This is a genomic window from Ottowia sp., assembly GCF_047601385.1.
GTDB lineage: Bacteria > Pseudomonadota > Gammaproteobacteria > Burkholderiales > Burkholderiaceae_C > Ottowia.
The window spans coordinates 1,554,141-1,570,854 of the sequence record NZ_JASGJP010000001.1; the positions used below are offsets into that span (position 1 = coordinate 1,554,141).

The 16,714-nt window shown below is 68.0% G+C and carries 18 protein-coding genes and 1 tRNA gene; 7 read left to right on the forward strand and 12 right to left on the reverse strand.

Annotated elements, in window-relative coordinates:
* The first annotated feature begins 18 nt into the window (after nucleotides 1–18).
* The 5 genes from QM772_RS07545 to QM772_RS07565 are packed head-to-tail and all read left to right on the forward strand — an operon-like array spanning nucleotide 19 to nucleotide 3,724.
* The gene (locus QM772_RS07545) at nucleotides 19–1,242 is read left to right on the forward strand and encodes a type II secretion system F family protein (RefSeq protein WP_415135102.1); all 1,224 of its coding nucleotides are present in this window, start codon (nucleotides 19–21) and stop codon (nucleotides 1,240–1,242) included.
* Nucleotides 1,242–2,093 carry a prepilin peptidase gene (locus tag QM772_RS07550; protein ID WP_415135104.1) on the forward strand — a complete coding sequence of 284 codons (852 nt, stop codon included), beginning with the start codon at nucleotides 1,242–1,244 and terminating at the stop codon, nucleotides 2,091–2,093. Before QM772_RS07545 ends, QM772_RS07550 begins: the two co-directional genes overlap by 1 nt.
* An 8-nt stretch (nucleotides 2,094–2,101) precedes the next feature.
* Nucleotides 2,102–2,719, forward strand: coding sequence for a dephospho-CoA kinase (gene coaE / locus QM772_RS07555; RefSeq protein ID WP_415135106.1), 618 nt, complete (start codon nucleotides 2,102–2,104; stop codon nucleotides 2,717–2,719).
* Nucleotides 2,720–2,744: 25 nt separating this feature from the next.
* Nucleotides 2,745–3,503 (forward strand): cell division protein ZapD, encoded by a 759-nt coding sequence (gene zapD / locus QM772_RS07560; protein ID WP_415135108.1) that lies wholly within the window; start codon nucleotides 2,745–2,747, stop codon nucleotides 3,501–3,503.
* The gene (locus QM772_RS07565; RefSeq protein WP_415139517.1) at nucleotides 3,500–3,724 is read left to right on the forward strand and encodes a DNA gyrase inhibitor YacG; all 225 of its coding nucleotides are present in this window, start codon (nucleotides 3,500–3,502) and stop codon (nucleotides 3,722–3,724) included. Before zapD ends, QM772_RS07565 begins: the two co-directional genes overlap by 4 nt.
* 66 nt (nucleotides 3,725–3,790) lie before the next feature.
* Here the strand turns inward: QM772_RS07565 and QM772_RS07570 are convergent, their stop codons facing one another.
* From QM772_RS07570 to secA, 4 genes are all read right to left on the reverse strand, one after another.
* Nucleotides 3,791–4,240, reverse strand: a complete 450-nt coding sequence (locus QM772_RS07570) for an NUDIX domain-containing protein (protein WP_415135110.1) — start codon at nucleotides 4,238–4,240, stop codon at nucleotides 3,791–3,793.
* Nucleotides 4,237–5,115, reverse strand: coding sequence for an ATP-binding protein (locus QM772_RS07575; protein WP_415135111.1), 879 nt, complete (start codon nucleotides 5,113–5,115; stop codon nucleotides 4,237–4,239). Before QM772_RS07575 ends, QM772_RS07570 begins: the two co-directional genes overlap by 4 nt.
* Before the next feature lie 54 nt (nucleotides 5,116–5,169).
* Nucleotides 5,170–6,399: a bifunctional glutamate N-acetyltransferase/amino-acid acetyltransferase ArgJ gene (gene argJ / locus QM772_RS07580; protein ID WP_415135112.1), complete on the reverse strand. Its 1,230-nt coding sequence runs from the start codon at nucleotides 6,397–6,399 to the stop codon at nucleotides 5,170–5,172.
* 70 nt (nucleotides 6,400–6,469) lie between these two features.
* Nucleotides 6,470–9,256 carry a preprotein translocase subunit SecA gene (gene secA / locus QM772_RS07585; RefSeq protein WP_415135113.1) on the reverse strand — a complete coding sequence of 929 codons (2,787 nt, stop codon included), beginning with the start codon at nucleotides 9,254–9,256 and terminating at the stop codon, nucleotides 6,470–6,472.
* Nucleotides 9,257–9,474: 218 nt separating this feature from the next.
* Here secA and QM772_RS07590 point away from each other — a divergent pair, with 218 nt between their 5' ends.
* Nucleotides 9,475–9,783, forward strand: coding sequence for a DciA family protein (locus tag QM772_RS07590; protein ID WP_415135115.1), 309 nt, complete (start codon nucleotides 9,475–9,477; stop codon nucleotides 9,781–9,783).
* 12 nt (nucleotides 9,784–9,795) lie between these two features.
* On the opposite strand, the gene QM772_RS07595 is transcribed toward QM772_RS07590, so the two are convergent.
* The 6 genes from QM772_RS07595 to petA all read right to left on the reverse strand — a co-directional run bounded on the left by QM772_RS07595 (nucleotide 9,796) and on the right by petA (nucleotide 14,009).
* Nucleotides 9,796–9,871 (reverse strand) — tRNA-Thr (locus tag QM772_RS07595).
* A 14-nt stretch (nucleotides 9,872–9,885) separates the two neighbouring features.
* Nucleotides 9,886–10,395 (reverse strand): ClpXP protease specificity-enhancing factor, encoded by a 510-nt coding sequence (locus tag QM772_RS07600; RefSeq protein WP_415135117.1) that lies wholly within the window; start codon nucleotides 10,393–10,395, stop codon nucleotides 9,886–9,888.
* 13 nt (nucleotides 10,396–10,408) lie between these two features.
* Nucleotides 10,409–11,020, reverse strand: coding sequence for a glutathione S-transferase N-terminal domain-containing protein (locus QM772_RS07605; protein WP_415135119.1), 612 nt, complete (start codon nucleotides 11,018–11,020; stop codon nucleotides 10,409–10,411).
* A 117-nt stretch (nucleotides 11,021–11,137) separates the two neighbouring features.
* Nucleotides 11,138–11,905, reverse strand: coding sequence for a cytochrome c1 (locus QM772_RS07610; RefSeq protein ID WP_415135121.1), 768 nt, complete (start codon nucleotides 11,903–11,905; stop codon nucleotides 11,138–11,140).
* A 22-nt stretch (nucleotides 11,906–11,927) separates the two neighbouring features.
* Nucleotides 11,928–13,373, reverse strand: coding sequence for a cytochrome b (locus QM772_RS07615; protein ID WP_415135123.1), 1,446 nt, complete (start codon nucleotides 13,371–13,373; stop codon nucleotides 11,928–11,930).
* A 9-nt stretch (nucleotides 13,374–13,382) separates the two neighbouring features.
* Nucleotides 13,383–14,009, reverse strand: a complete 627-nt coding sequence (gene petA, locus QM772_RS07620) for a ubiquinol-cytochrome c reductase iron-sulfur subunit (RefSeq protein WP_415135125.1) — start codon at nucleotides 14,007–14,009, stop codon at nucleotides 13,383–13,385.
* Between the two features lie 159 nt (nucleotides 14,010–14,168).
* Between petA and mscL the strand changes: the two genes are divergently transcribed.
* Complete coding sequence (gene mscL, locus QM772_RS07625; RefSeq protein ID WP_415135127.1) at nucleotides 14,169–14,582, forward strand: large conductance mechanosensitive channel protein MscL; 414 nt, start codon at nucleotides 14,169–14,171, stop codon at nucleotides 14,580–14,582.
* Between the two features lie 72 nt (nucleotides 14,583–14,654).
* Here the strand turns inward: mscL and pdxA are convergent, their stop codons facing one another.
* Together pdxA and QM772_RS07635 are read right to left on the reverse strand one after the other, a co-directional pair.
* Nucleotides 14,655–15,680: a 4-hydroxythreonine-4-phosphate dehydrogenase PdxA gene (gene pdxA, locus QM772_RS07630; RefSeq protein ID WP_415135129.1), complete on the reverse strand. Its 1,026-nt coding sequence runs from the start codon at nucleotides 15,678–15,680 to the stop codon at nucleotides 14,655–14,657.
* Between the two features lie 201 nt (nucleotides 15,681–15,881).
* Nucleotides 15,882–16,661 (reverse strand): Nif3-like dinuclear metal center hexameric protein, encoded by a 780-nt coding sequence (locus tag QM772_RS07635; protein ID WP_415135131.1) that lies wholly within the window; start codon nucleotides 16,659–16,661, stop codon nucleotides 15,882–15,884.
* Nucleotides 16,662–16,714 lie beyond the last annotated feature (53 nt).

A 16,714-nucleotide genomic window follows, 5' to 3' on the forward strand; every position in this document is an offset into this window, starting at 1 on the left:
ACTTAAAGAGAACCAGCTATGGCAACCCAGGTGGCAAGCGCCAAGGGCGTTAAAGAGTATGTCTTCGAGTGGGAAGGCAAGGACCGCAACGGCAAGATCGTCCGCGGCGACACGCGGGCTTCCGGCGTGAACCAAGTCCAGGCCACCCTGCGGCGGCAGGGCATCTTCGTCACGAAGATCAAGAAGCGGCGCATGCGCTCCGGCAAGCGGATCAAGCCCAAGGACATCGCCATCTTCACCCGCCAGCTGGCGACGATGATGAAGGCTGGAGTGCCGCTATTGCAGTCGTTCGACATCGTCGGCCGCGGCAACCCGAATGCCAGCGTCACCAAGCTGCTGAACGACATCCGCGCCGACATCGAGACCGGCACCTCGCTGGCCGCCGCGTTCCGCAAGTACCCGATCTACTTCAACAGCCTGTACTGCAATCTGGTTGAGGCCGGCGAGGCGGCGGGTATCCTGGAAAGCCTGCTCGACCGCCTGGCCACCTACATGGAGAAGACGGAGGCGATCAAGTCCAAGATCAAGTCCGCGCTGATGTACCCGGTGGCGGTGATCATCGTGGCCTTCGTCGTGGTGGCGGTGATCATGATCTTCGTGATCCCGGCGTTCAAGGAGGTGTTCACCTCGTTCGGCGCCGACCTGCCGGCGCCCACGCTGTTCGTGATCGCCATGAGCGAATTCTTCGTGCAGTGGTGGTGGCTGATCTTCGGCGTGCTGATCTTCGGCACCTACTTCTTCCTGCAAGCCTGGAAGCGCAACGAGAAGATGCAGATGTTCATGGACCGGCTACTGCTGAAGATTCCGATCTTCGGCGACCTGATCGAAAAGTCGGTCATTGCGCGCTGGACGCGCACCCTGTCCACCATGTTCGCGGCAGGCGTGCCCCTGGTCGAGTCGCTGGACTCGGTCGGTGGCGCGGCCGGCAACTCCGTCTACCAGAAGGCGACGGACAAAATCCAGCAGGAGGTGTCCACCGGCACCAGCCTGACGGCGGCCATGACCAACGCCAACATCTTCCCGAGCATGGTGCTCCAGATGACGGCCATCGGCGAGGAATCCGGCGCGCTCGACCACATGCTGGGCAAGGCGGCCGACTTCTACGAGGCCGAGGTCGACGAGATGGTCGCCGGCCTGTCGAGCCTGATGGAGCCCATCATCATCGTCATACTGGGCACAATCATCGGCGGCATCGTGGTGTCGATGTACCTGCCGATCTTCAAGCTGGGCCAGGTCGTCTGATGCCCGAAGTCGCCTGGATGCAGGCCGCGCTGGGCGGCCTGTTCGGTCTGCTCATCGGCAGCTTTCTGAACGTCGTCATCTACCGCCTGCCAAAGATGATGGAGCGCCAGTGGGCGGCCGACTGCGCCGAGGTGAGCGGGCAGCCCGCGCCCGCCGGTGCGACCGAGGAGAAATTCAATCTGCTCGTGCCCCGCTCGCGCTGCCAGCAATGCGGCCATGCCATCCGCTGGTACGAGAACGTCCCCATTGCCAGCTACCTGTTCCTGCGCGGGCGCTGCTCGTCGTGCAAGACGCCAATCAGCCCGCGCTACCCAGTGGTCGAGCTGGCCACCGGCCTGCTGTTCGCCTGGTGCGCCTGGCGCTGGGGCTGGACCTGGACTGCCGGGGCCTGGTGCCTGTTTGCCGCCGTGCTGGTGGCGCTCACACTGATCGACTGGGACACCACGCTGCTGCCCGACGATCTGACGCTGCCGCTGCTCTGGGCCGGCCTGATCGCGGCCATGCTCGGCTGGACGGGGGTGGCGCTGCCTGACGCGGTGTGGGGCGCCATCGGCGGCTACCTGTCGCTGTGGCTGGTGTACTGGGCCTTCAAGCTGGCCACGGGCAAGGAAGGCATGGGCTACGGCGACTTCAAGCTGTTCGCCGCGCTGGGCGCCTGGTTCGGCTGGCAGGCGCTGGTGCCGATCATCCTGATGGCCTCGGTCATCGGCGCCATCGTCGGCATCGCGCTGAAGCTCATGAGCTCGCTGCGCGAGGGTGGCGTCGTGCCTTTCGGGCCGTTTCTGGCGATGGCAGGAATCACCGCGATGATCTTCGGCCCGCAGTCGATCCTGCGCGCCATCGGCTTGTAAGCCCGCCCATGCAAGCGCCGCCCTTCCTGCTGGGGCTGACGGGCGGCATCGGCAGCGGCAAGAGCACCGTGAGCGCGATATTCGCCGAGCGCGGCGCGGCCGTGATCGACGCCGACGCCATTTCGCGCGCCACCACCGCCGCCGGCGGCAGCGCCCTGCCCGCGATCGCGGCCGCCTTCGGCCCGCAATTGATCGGCCGCGACGGCGCGCTCGACCGCGCCGCCATGCGCGCCCTGGTGTTCCAGGATGCCGGCCATCGCGCGCGGCTGGAGGCCATCGTCCACCCGCTGGTCGCCCAGGAGACCGACCGGCAGACCCGCCAGGCCGTGGTCGAGGGCCGGCCCATGATCGTGTTCGACGTGCCGCTGCTGGTCGAATCCGGCGCGCGCTGGCGCAGCCGCGTGGACCGCGTGCTGGTGGTCGATTGCGATCCAGACACCCAGATCGCGCGCGTGCAGGCGCGCAACGGCCTGCCGCGCGAGGAGGTCGAGCGCGTGCTGCGGGCCCAGGCCGCGCGCGCCGAGCGGCTGTCGGCGGCCGACATCGTCGTCGCCAACGGCAACGGCGTCACGCTGCACGCCTTGCAACAACAGGTACGGGAGCTGGCCACGCGCTTCGGGCTATGATGCGCCCGACTCCGAGGCCCGCCGCGTGATCCTGTACGAATACCCCTTCAACGAGCGCATCCGTACCTACCTGCGGCTGGAGCACCTGTTCGGCCGGCTGGCCCTGCTGATGCCGCGCGAGGCCCCGCTGGACCACCATTTCGCCCTGGTCACCATCTTCGAAGTGATGGACGTCACCAGCCGCGCCGACCTGAAGTCCGACGTGCTGAAGGACCTGGACAAGCAGAAGACCCACATGGCCGCCTTTCGCGGCAACCCGGCCATCTCCGAGGCATCGCTCGACGCCGTGCTGGGCCAGTTGGAAGACGCCTTCGGCCAGCTCAGCCAGCAGCTCGGCAAGCCGGGGCACGAGCTGCTCGACAACGAATGGCTGATGGCCGTGCGCAGCCGCGTCGTCATCCCGGCGGGCACCTGCTCGTTCGACCTGCCGGCCTACCACGCCTGGCAGCACCGCCAGGCGGGCGCGCGCCGCGCCGACCTGGAACACTGGGCCAGCGCTCTGGGGCCGATGGCGCGCGCCATCGCGCTGCTGCTGCAAATCCTGCGCGAAGCCGGGCACCCGCAGAAGGTGATGGCGGTCGGCGGCCACTTCCAGCAGACGCTGCCGCAGGGTCGCAGCTTCCAGTTGCTGCGCCTGCGCATCGACGAATCGCTGAACCTGGTACCCGAGATCAGCGGCAACCGCCTGATGGCCTCGGTGCGCCTGATGCGGCACGAGGCCGACGGCAAGCTGCACGCGGCGCGCGAGGACGCGCCGATGGAGCTGGCCCTGTGCACGGCATGAACGGCGGCGGCAGCACACCACCCGCCCGCCCGCCGCGCACCGTGCGCTGCCCGGCCTGCGGCGGCCCCAGCCTGTACGCGCCGGACAACCGCTTCCGCCCCTTCTGCAGCGAGCGCTGCAAACTGCACGACCTGGGCGCCTGGGCCAGCGAGAGCTTCCGCATGGAGGCCGAGCCCGACCAGGGCATCGACGGCCTGCCGCCGGATGCGCGGCTTCAGTAGACTTTCAAGCCAAATCGCCCTCCAGCGCCCGCCAGTCAAGCGCCATCAGCTATTAATTTAATAGCTTCAGCGCGCTTCTTCCGCCAGCCACTCCAGCACCGGCAGCGCGCCCGGCAGCACGGGGCCGACCTGCACGGGCAGGTGCTGCCAGCAGAAGCGCTGGCCTTCGCGCATCTGCAACTCGCCGCGCCACGCATGCAGCTTGCAGAAGTGCAGCCGCACCAGCGCGTGCGGATAGTCCACCAGTTGTTCGCGCCAGCGCCGCACGGCGCCCGGGTCCACGCCGATGCCCAGCTCCTCGTGCAGCTCGCGCGCCAGCGCGTGCTCCACGCTCTCGCCCGCTTCCAGCTTGCCGCCCGGGAACTCCCAGTAGCCGGCATAGACCTTGCCCTCGGGCCGCGAGGTCAGCAGAAAGCCGCCGCCCGGCCGCAGCAGCACGCCGACGGCCACATCCACCGCGGGGCGCTCGGCGCCGCCCTCGCGCCGCAGGTGCGGGTCGGCCTGGAGAACGCTCACACTTCGCCCGCCGCGCGGCCCATGAAGTCGCGCGCGAACTGGTAGGCCACGCGGCCCGAGCGCGAGCCGCGCTCCAGCGCCCACACCAGCGCCGCCGGCCGCGCGGCCTCGATCTGCGCCGCGTTGGCGCCCAGCGCGCCCAGCCACTGCGCGACGATGGCCAGGTACTCGTCCTGGCTGAAGGGGTAAAAGCTGACCCACAGGCCGAAGCGCTCGGACAGGGAGATCTTCTCCTCCACCACCTCGCCGGGGTGCACCTCGCCGTCGGCGGTGTGGGTGTAGGTGAGGTTCTCCTTCATGTACTCGGGCAGCAGGTGGCGCCGGTTGCTGGTGGCGTAGACCAGCACGTTGGGCGTGCTGGCGGCCACGCTGCCGTCGAGGATGCTCTTGAGCGCCTTGTAGCCCGGCTCGCCCTCCTCGAAGCTGAGATCGTCGCAGTAGACGATGAACTTCTCCGGCCGGCTGGCCACCACGTCCACGATGTCGGGCAGGTCGGTCAGGTCGGCCTTGTCCACCTCGATCAGGCGCAGGCCCTGCGGCGCATAGGCGTTCAGGCAGGCCTTGATGAGTGAAGACTTGCCGGTGCCGCGCGCGCCGGTCAGCAGCACGTTGTTGGCCGGCCGGCCTTCGACGAACTGGCGCGTGTTGCGCTCGATCTTGTCCTTCTGCGCGTCGATCTCCTTCAGGTCGGCGAGCTGCATCGCGCCCACGTGGCGCACCGGCTCCAGCACGCCATGGCCGGAGGCGCGCTTGCGGTAGCGCCAGGCCACGGCCTGCGACCAGTCGGGCGCGCCCAGCGGCTGCGGCAGCACGGATTCGATGCGGGCGATGAGCTGCTCGGCGCGCTCGATGAGGTGTTCGAATTTTTCGTTCATTTCGGCCTCCAGCGCCCGTCCAGCAAGCGCCAGCAGCTATTGAATCAAGAGCTATCAGGACCGGTAATCGGCGTTGATGCTGACGTAGTCGTGGCTCAGGTCGCAGGTCCACACGGTGTCGGCCGCCGTGCCGCGGCCCAGGTTGACGCGCACGGTGATCTCGGCCTGCTTCATCACGCGCTGGCCGTCTTCCTCGCGGTACGCGGGGTTGCGGCCGCCCTGCACGGCCACGTGCACGTCGTCCAGGTGCAGGTCGATCTTGGTCTGGTCGAGGTCGTCGATGCCGGCGTAGCCCACCGCCGCCAGGATGCGGCCCAGGTTGGGGTCGCTGGCGAAGAACGCGGTCTTGACCAGCGGCGAGTGCGCGATGGCGTAGGCCACGCGCCGGCATTCTTCCGCCGTGCGGCCACCCTCGATCTGGAGGGTAATGAACTTGGTGGCGCCCTCGCCGTCGCGCACGATGGCCTGGGCGAGCTGCCGCGCCACGTCCAGCATGGCCGCCTTCAGCGCCTGGCCGTCGGCCGAGTCCAGCGCGGTGACGGGCGCATGGGCCGCTTTGTTCGTGGCGATGACGACGAACGAGTCGTTGGTGGAGGTGTCGCCATCGACGGTGACGCGGTTGAACGAGCCTTCGGCCAGCTCCAGTGCGAGCTGCCGCATCACGGCCGGATCGACGCGCGCATCGGTGGCCATGAAGCCCAGCATGGTCGCCATGTTGGGGCGGATCATGCCGGCACCCTTGCTGATGCCGGTGACGGTGACCTCGGCACCGCCGACCACCGCCCTGGCGCTGAACGCCTTGGGCACGGTGTCGGTGGTCATGATGCCCTCGGCGGCGCGCGCCCAGTGGCCGGCTTGCGCGTCGGCGATGGCGGCGGGCAGGCCGGCGGCGATGCGCTCCACCGGCAGCGGCTCCATGATGACGCCGGTGGAGAACGGCAGCACCTGCTCGGGCCGGATCTTCAGCAGCGCGGCCAGCGCGTCGCAGGTCTGGCGCGCGCGCTTCAGGCCGTCCTCGCCCGTGCCGGCATTGGCGTTGCCGGTGTTGACGACGAGCGCGCGGATCGGCTGCCCTGCCTGCAAGCGCTCGCGGCAGACCTGCACCGGCGCGGCGCAGAAGCGGTTCTGCGTGAACACGCCCGCCACGCTGGCGCCTTCATCCAGCAGGAACACCGTCACGTCCTTGCGGCCGGCTTTGCGCACGCCCGCCTCGGCCACGCCGATGCGCACGCCGGCGACGGGGAACAGCTGGGAAGCCTCGGGGGCGGAGAGGTTCACGGGCATGGTGGAGGCTCCTGTGGGATCGGGAAAAAGCAAAACGGGCCGCAGCCCGTTGCCTGGCGTGCGCAGCGGGTCAGCTCAGCGCCCCGTGGCATTGCTTGTACTTCTTGCCGCTACCGCAGGGGCAGGGGTCGTTGCGGCCGACGCGCGGCACCGCCGCCGCGCCGCCCAGCGCGCCAGCGGCGGCGGCGCCGCGCAGGCCGGCCTCGGGCGTCACCTCGGCCTCGCCACTTTCGTTGGGCGCGGTGTAGGTCACGTTGGTCACGTGCTCGCCGCGCTGCTCCATCTGCTCGGCGGCCTGCTCCACCTGGTCGCCCGACTGGATGCGCACCGTCATCAGCGTGCGGGTGACCTCGTTCTTCACGATGTCGAGCAACTGGCCGAACAGCTCGAAGGCTTCGCGCTTGTACTCCTGCTTGGGCTGCTTCTGCGCGTAGCCGCGCAGGTGGATGCCCTGGCGCAGGTAGTCCAGCGCCGACAGGTGCTCGCGCCAGTGCAGGTCGATGGCCTGCAGCAGCACGGCGCGCTCGAACTGGCGGAAGTTCTCCGGGCCCACCAGCTCCAGCTTGGCGGCGTAGGCCTGGTTGGCGGCGGCCACGACTTTCTCGGCCACATCCTCGTCGGTGATGGCGCTGGAGCCTTCCACCTCCTGCTTGAGCGGCAGGTCGATCTGCCACTCCTCGGCCAGCACCTTCTCCAGGCCGGGGATGTCCCATTGCTCCTCCACCGATTCGGCCGGCACGTACTGGCGCACCAGGTCGTTGAAGCAGCCCTCGCGCAGGGCGGTGATCTGGGCCGTCAGGTCCTGCGCGTCCAGGATGTCGTTGCGCTGCTGGTAGATCACCTTGCGCTGGTCGTTCGACACGTCGTCGTATTCGAGCAGCTGCTTGCGGATGTCGAAGTTGCGCGCCTCGACCTTGCGCTGCGCGCTCTCGATGCTGCGGGTGACGATGCCGGCCTCGATCGCCTCGCCCTCGGGCATCTTCAGGCGGTCCATGATGGCGCGCACGCGGTCGCCGGCGAAGATGCGCATCAGCGGATCGTCCAGGCTCAGGTAGAAGCGCGAGGAACCCGGGTCGCCCTGGCGGCCGGAGCGGCCGCGCAGCTGGTTGTCGATGCGGCGGCTCTCGTGCCGCTCGGTGGCGATGATGCGCAGGCCGCCGAGCGACTTGATCTGCTCGTGATCCTTCTGCCACTGCGCGCGCAGCTCCCGCGCGCGCGCCTGCTTGGCGGCTTCGTCCAGCGCCGGGTCGGCCTCCACCGCCTCCACCGCCTTCTCGACGTTGCCGCCCAGCACGATGTCGGTCCCGCGGCCGGCCATGTTGGTGGCGATGGTGATCATCTTCGCCCGCCCGGCCTGGGCCACGATGTCGGCCTCCTTGGCGTGCTGCTTGGCGTTCAGCACCTGGTGCGGCAGCTTCTCTTTTTGCAGCAGCTGCGAGATCAGCTCGGAGTTCTCGATCGAGGTGGTGCCCACCAGCACCGGCTGGCCGCGCTCGAAGCATTCGCGGATGTCGGCGATGGCGGCGTCGTACTTCTCCTTGGTGGTCTTGTAGACGCGGTCGAGCTGGTCGTCGCGCTTGCTGGGCCTGTTGGGCGGGATCACCACCGTCTCCAGGCCGTAGATCTCCTGGAACTCGTAGGCCTCGGTGTCGGCCGTGCCCGTCATGCCGGCCAGCTTGCCGTACAGGCGGAAGTAGTTCTGGAAGGTGATGGAGGCCAGCGTCTGGTTCTCGGCCTGGATCGTCACGCCTTCCTTGGCCTCCACCGCCTGGTGCAGGCCGTCGCTCCAGCGGCGGCCGGTCATCAGGCGGCCGGTGAACTCGTCGACGATGACGATCTCCGCGCCACGCTCGCCCTGCTGCACCACGTAATGCTGGTCGCGGTGGTACATGTGGTGCGCGCGCAGCGCCGCGTTCAGGTGGTGCATCAGCGCGATGTTGGCCGGGTCGTACAGGCTGGCGCCGGCCGGAATCAGGCCGGCCTCGGCCAGGATGCGCTCGGCGTTCTCGTGGCCCTGCTCGGTCAGCACCACCTGGTGCGACTTCTCGTCCGCCGTGAAGTCGCCCGCTTTGATCACCCCCAGCCCGGTGCGCGGGTCGGCCTCGCCCTCCTGCCGGGTGAGCAGGGGCACCACCTTGTTGATGGCCAGGTACAGCGCCGTCTGGTCCTCGGCCTGGCCGCTGATGATGAGCGGCGTGCGGGCCTCGTCGATCAGGATCGAGTCCACCTCGTCGACGATGGCGTAGTTCAGCTTGCGCTGCACGCGGTCGACCGGCTCGTAGACCATGTTGTCGCGCAGGTAGTCGAAGCCGTATTCGTTGTTGGTGCCGTAGGTGATGTCGGCGCCGTAGGCGGCCTGCTTCTGCTCGCGCGCCATCTGCGGCAGGTTCACGCCGACCGACAGGCCCAGGAAGTTGTACAGGCGCCCCATCCACTGCGCGTCGCGGTTGGCGAGGTAGTCGTTCACCGTCACCACGTGCACGCCCTGGCCGGAGAGCGCGTTCAGGTAGACCGGCAGCGTGGCGGTCAGCGTCTTGCCCTCGCCGGTGCGCATCTCGGCGATCTTGCCCTCGTGCAACGCCATGCCGCCGAGGAGCTGCACGTCGAAGTGGCGCATCTTCATCACGCGCTTGGAGCCCTCTCGCACCACGGCGAAGGCCTCGGGCAGGAGCTGGTCCAGCGTCTCGCCCTTGGCCACGCGGTCACGGAATTCCTGCGTCTTGGCGCGCAGTTCGTCGTCGCTCAGTTTCTCGAATTCGGGTTCGAGCGCGTTGATGCGCGCCGCGGTCTTGCGGTACTGCTTGAGCAGGCGGTCGTTGCGGCTGCCGAAAAACTTGGTGAGGAAATTGGTTGCCATGCCTAGCTGCCGCCACCGCCGCGCCCTCTGGCGTGCTGATCGATGGCCGGCAGTCCTGTAAACGGTCGATGTGGTGCAAAGATGGGCGCTGCACCACGGGAAACAAGTCGCACCCGGCAGCCCGCCGGCGCTCTGCGACGCAACTGCGTATTTTAGCGCGCCGCGTTCCACGGCCGGGATAATGCAGGCATGGCATCGCACCCTCACCGGGCAGGTTCGTGAATTCGTCGAAGCGCCCCGCCGTCAGTCTACAAAGCGCCGTGGAGCAGGCGCCCACGCTCGCGCGCCTGAGTCAGATGGCCGCCGAATCGGCGGCGCGGCTGCGGGCCGTGCAGCCGCTGCTGCCCCCAGGGCTGCGCGAACTCGTGCGCCCAGGGCCGATCGAAGAAGAAAGCTGGTACCTGCTGGTGCCTCACAACGCCGCGGCGGCCAAACTGCGCCAGTTGGCGCCTGCACTGCTGGAATGCCTACGGGCCGCCGGCCGCCCGGTCGGCGCGATTCGCATCAAGGTGATGCGCGCGGGCTGAAAACCCGGGGAATGGTGCCGCCTGTCGGATTCGAACTGACGACCTACCGCTTACAAGGCGGGTGCTCTACCAACTGAGCTAAGGCGGCTCGGGGTCGCGATCTTACTTGACTACCTTGAGCGCGGGCCGCTTGCGCTTGGGCGGCTGCGGATCGGTCGGCGCATCCTCGTCGCCGGCGCCGGCCTGCGGCACCAGCTGGATCGGGCCGCGCCCGGCCGCCGCCGGCTCGGCCCCCTCGGCGGGCGCCTCGTCCCCGGCGCCCTCGGCACCGCCATCCGAGGCGGCAGGCACGGGGACCGGGAAGGCCATGCCCTGCCCGCTTTCGCGCGCGTAGATGGCGATGACCCGGTCGATGGGCACGATGATCTCGCGCGCCACGCCGCCGAAGCGGGCTTTGAACTCGACGAACTCGTTGCCGAGTTTGAGCGCGCTGGTGGCGTCGAAACTGACGTTCAGCACGATCTCGCCGTTCTGCACGTATTCGCGCGGCACCTGAACGGTGTCATCGGCCAGCACCGCGATGTAGGGCGTCAGCCCGTTGTCGGTGCACCACTCGTACAGCGCGCGTATCAGGTACGGGCGCGTGGACGTGGATTCGAGCGCGTTCATCATCGTGGCGGCCGCCTTACTTGCGCATCACCTTCTCGGAGGGCGTCAGCGCCTCGATGTAGGCCGGGCGGGAAAAGATGCGCTCGGCGTACTTGAGCAGCGGCGCGGCGTTCTTCGACAGGTCGATCCCGTAGTAGTCCAGCCGCCACAGCAGCGGCGCCAGCGCCACGTCGAGCATGGAGAAGCTCTCGCCCAGGATGTACTTGTTCTTGAGGAACACGGGAGCCATCTGGGTCAGGCGGTCGCGGATGTTGCCGCGCGCCTTCTCCAGCGCCTTCTCGTTGCTCTTGCCGGCGCGGCTTTCCAACGTGCTGACGTGCACGAACAGTTCCTTCTCGAAGTTGAGCAGGAACAGGCGCACGCGCGCACGGTCCACCGGGTCGCCAGGCATGAGCTGCGGGTGCGGGAAACGCTCGTCGATGTACTCGTTGATGATGTTCGACTCGTACAGGATGAGGTCGCGCTCGACCAGGATCGGCACCTGGCCATACGGGTTCATCACGCTGATGTCCTCGGGCTTGTTGTAGAGATCGACGTCGCGGATCTCGAAATCCATCCCTTTCTCGAACAGGACGAAGCGGCAGCGGTGAGAGAAAGGGCAGGTCGTACCCGAGTACAGAACCATCATGTTGGGGATTTCCTAAAGGACGGGATCAGAAACGAAAAGAGTGGGCCGCATTGTCGCAAACCCACTCGGCAAATAGCAAATCCGCACCAACCTGGTGCAGATTGAGCAACTGAGCGCCTACTTGACGTCCTTCCAGTACGCCGCGTTCAGGCGCCAGGCGAGGAGGGTGAAGAGCAGCAGGAACAGCAGCACCCAGACGCCGATCTTGACGCGCTTGTTCTGCGCCGGCTCGCCCATCCACTGCAGATAGTTGACCAGGTCGCCCACGGCCTGGTCGAACTGCAGCGGCGTCATGGTGCCGGGGCTGACCTGCTCCCAGCGGCCGGTGAAGGCGTGGACCTCGTGACCGTGATCCTCGCGGGTCTCGAACAGCGGCTTGCGCTCGCCCTGCAACTGCCACAGCGGATTAGGCATGCCGATGCTGGGGAACGCGAGGTTGTTCCAGCCCGTCGGCTTGGTGCCGTCGCGGTAGTAGGCACGCATCAGCGTGTAGACGTAGTCGGCGCCGGTGCCGCCGGCGCCGGCGCGCGAACGCGCGATCAGCGTCAGGTCGGGCGGGTTGGCGCCGAACCAGGCCTTGGCCTGCAGCGGGTCGATGGACGCGCGCATGGTGTCGCCCACCTTCTCGGTGGTGAACAGCAGGTTGTCCTTGATCTGCTGCTCGGTCAGGCCGATGTCCTGCAGCCGGTTGAAGCGCATGAACGCGGCCGAGTGGCAGCTGAGGCAGTAGTTGACGAAGATCTTGGCGCCGTTTTGCAGCGAGGCCAGGTCGGTGGTGTTGGCAGGCGCCTTGTCCCAGGCGATGCCGCCGCCGGCGGCATGGGCACCGCCGCCGAGGCCCACGGCCAGCACCAGGCTGAAGACCAGTTTCTTCCAGGCTTTCATCGTGTTCTCTCCAGCTTTTTCTTCAGTGCGGCGTGAAGGTGACGCGGTCGGGCACGGGCTTGGGCGTACCCAACTGGCTCCACCAGGGCATCAGCAGGAAGAAGCCGAAATAGAACAGCGTGCCGACCATGGCGACCAGTTCATTGGTCAGCCAGCTCAGCGACGGGTGGCCGAAGATCGGGCCCGGCACCATGATGCCCAGCACCATGAGGATGATGAACCAGATCACGAACACCACGTACAGCCACTTGTGCCAGTCGGGGCGGTAGCGGATCGAGCGCGCCGGGCTGCGGTCCAGCCAGGGCAGGAAGAACAGCAGGATCACCGCGCCGCCCATCACCACCACGCCCCAGAACTTGGCGTCGAAGGTCTTGAGCAGGGCGATCGCCACCAAAGCCACCACCAGCAGCGCGCCGCGGATGACCGTGGCTGCCTTGACCTTGAGGAAGGCCAGCACCGCCGCCAGCGCGATGATCACGCACAGCACGTTGACCATGGTGTCGGTGGTGGCCCGCAGCATGGAATAGAAGGGCGTGAAGTACCACACCGGGGCGATGTGCGCCGGCGTCACCAGCGGGTCGGCCGGGATGAAGTTGTTGTATTCGAGGAAGTAGCCGCCGACCTCGGGCGCGAAGAACACGATGGCGAAGAACACCATCAGGAACACGCCCACGCCCATGAGGTCGTGCACCGAGTAGTAGGGGTGGAACGGAATGCCGTCGGCCGGCGCGTCGGGCGACCAGCGGTTGCCCTTGGGGCCCTTCTTGATCTCGATGCCGTCGGGGTTGTTGGAGCCCACGTCGTGCAGCGCCAGCAGGTGCGCCACCACCAGGCCGATCAGCACCAGCGGCACGGCGATGACGTGGAACGCGAAGAAGCGGTTCAGCGTGGCGTCGCCCACCACGTAGTCGCCGCGGATCAGCAGCGCCAGGTCGGGGCCGATGAAGGGGATGGCGGAGAACAGGTTCACGATCACCTGCGCGCCCCAGTACGACATCTGGCCCCAGGGCAGCAGGTAGCCCATGAAGGCTTCGGCCATCAGGCAGAGGAAGATGGCGCAGCCGAAGACCCACACCAGCTCACGCGGCTTGCGGTAGCTGCCGTAGAGCAGCCCGCGGAACATGTGCAGGTACACCACCACGAAGAAGGCCGAGGCGCCGGTGGAGTGCATGTAGCGGATGAACCAGCCGCCCGGCACGTCGCGCATGATGTACTCGACCGACTCGAAGGCCTTGGCCGCGTCGGGCTTGTAGTGCATGACGAGGAAGATGCCGGTCACGATCTGGATCACCAGCACCAGCAGCGCCAGCGAGCCGAAGAAGTACCAGAAGTTGAAGTTCTTCGGCGCGAAGTACTCCGACATGTGCTTGCGGTATTCCGCACCGGCCGTCGGGAAGCGGTTGCCGAACCAGTTGCCGAGCTTGGCGCCCAGCGCGGCGTTGGGGGAGATTTCCTTGAATTCAGCCATGTCCGCCTCTTATGCCTGCTTGTCTTCGCCGATCAACAGCTTGTTCTCGGACAGGAACACATAAGGCGGCACCTCCAGGTTGTCCGGCGCCGGCTTGTTCTTGAACACGCGGCCCGCCAGGTCGAAGGTGGAGCCGTGGCAGGGGCAGAAGAAGCCACCCTGCCAATTGTCGGGCAGCGACGGCTGGGGGCCGGTCTGGAGCTTGTCCACCGGCGAGCAGCCCAGGTGGGTGCAAATGCCGATCACCACCAGAACCTCCTTGTGGTCCTGGCGCGAGCGGGTTTCGTTGCGGGCGTATTCGGGCGTGGGGAAGGCGTTGCGCTTGGACAGCGGGTCGGCCACCTCGGCATCGGCCTGCTTGAGCGAGGCCAGCTGCTCGGGCGTGCGGCGCACGATCCACACTGGCTTGCCGCGCCATTCGACGGTGAGCTTCTCGCCCGGCTTCAGGGCGGCGATGTCCACCTCGACGGCCGCGCCGGCGGCCTTGGCGCGCTCGGAGGGGGCGAAGCTGCTGACGAAAGGCGTGGCCAGGGCGACGGCGCCGGCGGCGCCGGCGCAACCTGAAGCGAGGAGCCATGTGCGCTTGCTGCTGTCCAGCGGCGCGGGGGTGAAGGTACTGGGTGGGGCGTCACTCATGGCGATCCTCTGAGATTTTTCTCTTGTTCACGCGGGTCAACGAAGAATTGTAGCGGAGCGCAACCACGCGCCCGGAGGGGCCGCGGCCGTGGGATTGACATCGGTCAAGCAACGGGAATACTGACGCCGTCTTCAACACCTCGGAGCAGAGGAAATCACATGGGAATGATGCAAGAGTTCCGCGAGTTCGCGGTCAAGGGCAACGCGATGGACCTGGCGGTCGGCGTGATCATCGGCGGCGCGTTCGGCAAGATCGTTGACTCGATCGTCGGCGACCTGATCATGCCGATCGTCGGCAAGATCTTCGGCGGGCTGGACTTCTCCAGCTACTACCTGCCGCTGGCCGGGCAGGCCGCCGGCCTGAGCCTGGAAGAAGCCAAGAAAGCGGGCGCGGTGTTCGCCTACGGCAACTTCATCACCATCCTGGTCAACTTCATCCTGCTGGCGTTCATCATCTTCATGATGGTCAAGCAGATCAACCGCCTGAAGAAGGAAGAGCCCGCGCCCGCCCCCGAGGCGCCGCCGGAGGACATCCAGCTGCTGCGCGAGATCCGCGACAGCCTCAAGCGCTGACCACCATAGCTATCATAAAGATAGCTTCCAGCGCCCGCCAGCATTGCACTGCGGGCGTTTTTTATGGATGAATCAGGCCATCAGCCGGCGCGCCATGCGGATTGCCGCCAGCAAGCTGCCGGCCTGCGCGCGGCCGGTGCCGGCGATGTCGAACGCGGTGCCGTGGTCGGGGCTGGTGCGCACGAAGGGCAGGCCCAGCGTGACGTTCACGCCCTGCTCCACGCCGAGGTATTTCACCGGGATCAGGCCCTGGTCGTGGTACATGGCCACCACCACGTCGAACTCGCCGGCGCGCGCGCGCATGAACACCGTGTCGGGCGCGAAAGGGCCGTGCGCGTCGATGCCCTCGCCTCGCGCGCGCGCCACCGCCGGGGCGATGGCCTCCAGCTCCTCGCGGCCGAACAGGCCGCCCTCGCCCGCGTGCGGGTTCAGCCCGGCGACGGCGATGCGCGGCGGCCGCTGTAGCGCGGCGCCAACGGATCGGTGCGTGATTCGCAGCGTTTCCAGAATGTTGCCTGCGGTTACCTTGTCGATCGCCTCGCGCAGCGGCAGGTGGATGCTGACCAGCACGGTGCGCAGCTCGTCGTTGGCCAGCATCATGCGCACGGGCAATTCGGCCAACGGCTTGCCCAGGTGGGCCGCGGCCTCGGCCTGCAGCAGTTCGGTGTGGCCGGGAAAGCCGGCATAGGGCGCGCCCGCCGCGGCCAGCGCCTCCTTGTGCAGCGGCGCGGTGACCATGGCGCCGATCTCGCCCCGCAGCGCGGCGCGGGCGGCCCAGGCCACGCAGTCGCCGGCGATGCGGCCCGCCTCGGCGCTGACGCGGCCCGGCGGCACCGGCGCGGCCGGCGGCACCACCTGAAGCAACGGGACGCAGCGCGGCGGCGCATCGAGTGCCTCGGCCGGCGCGGCGATCTCGGCCACCGGCAGGTCGACGCCGCCCGCGCCCCGCACGATGGCGGCGGCGCGCCGCAGCGTGGCCACGTCGCCGGCCACGAAGCAGCCGCGCACGGCCTCGGGCGCGTCGCGGAACGCCTTGGCGATGATCTCCGGCCCGATGCCGGCCGGGTCGCCCAGGGTGATGGCGATGGGCAGATCCATCTCAGTCCTCAAAGCGCTGCGCGCCGACCACAGCGCATGAAGGACCAGGCCACTCCCTCTCCCCTCGTGGGAGAGGGCTGGGGAGAGGGGGTAGCGGCACATGTGTGCACGTGAGGCCAGCGTGGCGCCTGGACCTCCCCCCTCTCCCCCACCCCTCTCCCGCCAGGGGAGAGGGGCTTGTGCAACGTGTGGGCATAACACTCATGCCGGGTTGTCGATCTCGATGAACTGGTGCGCGATGCCCAGTTGCGCCGCCACGTGCGCCGCCATGGCCGGCGCGCCGTAGCGCTCGGTGGCGTGGTGGCCGCAGGCGAAGAAGGCCACGCCGCACTCGCGCGCCAGGTGCGCCTGCGGCTCGGAGATCTCGCCGGTGATGAAAGCCTGCGCCCCGGCGGCGATCGCGGCCTCGAAGTAGCCCTGCGCGCCGCCCGTGCACCAAGCTATCTTTTCAATAGCTGTCGGCGATTGTCCCACCTGCGTTACGGGCCGATTCAGCACATATTCCAGATGGCGCGCCAGTTCCGCCGCGTCGGCGAACGACGCACCATCGGCGCGCCGGCCGATGAAGCCCAGGTCCTGCTCGCCGAAGCGCTCTTCGGCCGCCAGCCCCAGCCGCAGGCCGAGCTGCGCGTTGTTGCCGAGCGTGGGGTGCGCATCCAGCGGCAGGTGGTAGGCGAACAGGTTGATGTCGTGCGCCAGCAGGCGTTTCAGGCGCTCCTTCATCCAGCCCACCACGCGCCCGTCCTGCCCGCGCCAGAACAGGCCGTGGTGCACGAAGATGGCGTCGGCGCCGGCGGCGATGGCGGCATCGATCAGCGCCCGGCTGGCGGTGACGCCGCTGACGATCTTGCCGATGCGCGGCTTGCCCTCCACCTGCAGGCCGTTGGGGCCGTAGTCCTTGAAGCGCTCGGGTTGCAGCTCGGCGTCGAAGGCGGCCAGCAGTTCGGCGCGGCCGGCGGCGGGTGGGTTCGGCGTGGGCATGCGCCGATTGTCGGCCAAGCGCCCCGCTCCTACAGCCGGCGCGGCGGGCGGCT

Excerpts from the sequence above, each read along its gene's own strand:
- secA (WP_415135113.1), bottom strand. The coding sequence starts at position 9,256 with ATGGCAACCAATTTCCTCACCAAGTTTTTCGGCAGCCGCAACGACCGC.
- QM772_RS07600 (WP_415135117.1), bottom strand. The coding sequence starts at position 10,395 with ATGATGAACGCGCTCGAATCCACGTCCACGCGCCCGTACCTGATACGC.
- coaE (WP_415135106.1), top strand. The coding sequence starts at position 2,102 with ATGCAAGCGCCGCCCTTCCTGCTGGGGCTGACGGGCGGCATCGGCAGC.
- petA (WP_415135125.1), bottom strand. The coding sequence starts at position 14,009 with ATGAGTGACGCCCCACCCAGTACCTTCACCCCCGCGCCGCTGGACAGC.
- QM772_RS07615 (WP_415135123.1), bottom strand. The coding sequence starts at position 13,373 with ATGGCTGAATTCAAGGAAATCTCCCCCAACGCCGCGCTGGGCGCCAAG.
- mscL (WP_415135127.1), top strand. The coding sequence starts at position 14,169 with ATGGGAATGATGCAAGAGTTCCGCGAGTTCGCGGTCAAGGGCAACGCG.
- QM772_RS07545 (WP_415135102.1), top strand. The coding sequence starts at position 19 with ATGGCAACCCAGGTGGCAAGCGCCAAGGGCGTTAAAGAGTATGTCTTC.
- QM772_RS07565 (WP_415139517.1), top strand. The coding sequence starts at position 3,500 with ATGAACGGCGGCGGCAGCACACCACCCGCCCGCCCGCCGCGCACCGTG.
- QM772_RS07610 (WP_415135121.1), bottom strand. The coding sequence starts at position 11,905 with ATGAAAGCCTGGAAGAAACTGGTCTTCAGCCTGGTGCTGGCCGTGGGC.
- argJ (WP_415135112.1), bottom strand. The coding sequence starts at position 6,399 with ATGCCCGTGAACCTCTCCGCCCCCGAGGCTTCCCAGCTGTTCCCCGTC.
- QM772_RS07605 (WP_415135119.1), bottom strand. The coding sequence starts at position 11,020 with ATGATGGTTCTGTACTCGGGTACGACCTGCCCTTTCTCTCACCGCTGC.
- QM772_RS07575 (WP_415135111.1), bottom strand. The coding sequence starts at position 5,115 with ATGAACGAAAAATTCGAACACCTCATCGAGCGCGCCGAGCAGCTCATC.
- pdxA (WP_415135129.1), bottom strand. The coding sequence starts at position 15,680 with ATGGATCTGCCCATCGCCATCACCCTGGGCGACCCGGCCGGCATCGGG.
- QM772_RS07635 (WP_415135131.1), bottom strand. The coding sequence starts at position 16,661 with ATGCCCACGCCGAACCCACCCGCCGCCGGCCGCGCCGAACTGCTGGCC.
- QM772_RS07550 (WP_415135104.1), top strand. The coding sequence starts at position 1,242 with ATGCCCGAAGTCGCCTGGATGCAGGCCGCGCTGGGCGGCCTGTTCGGT.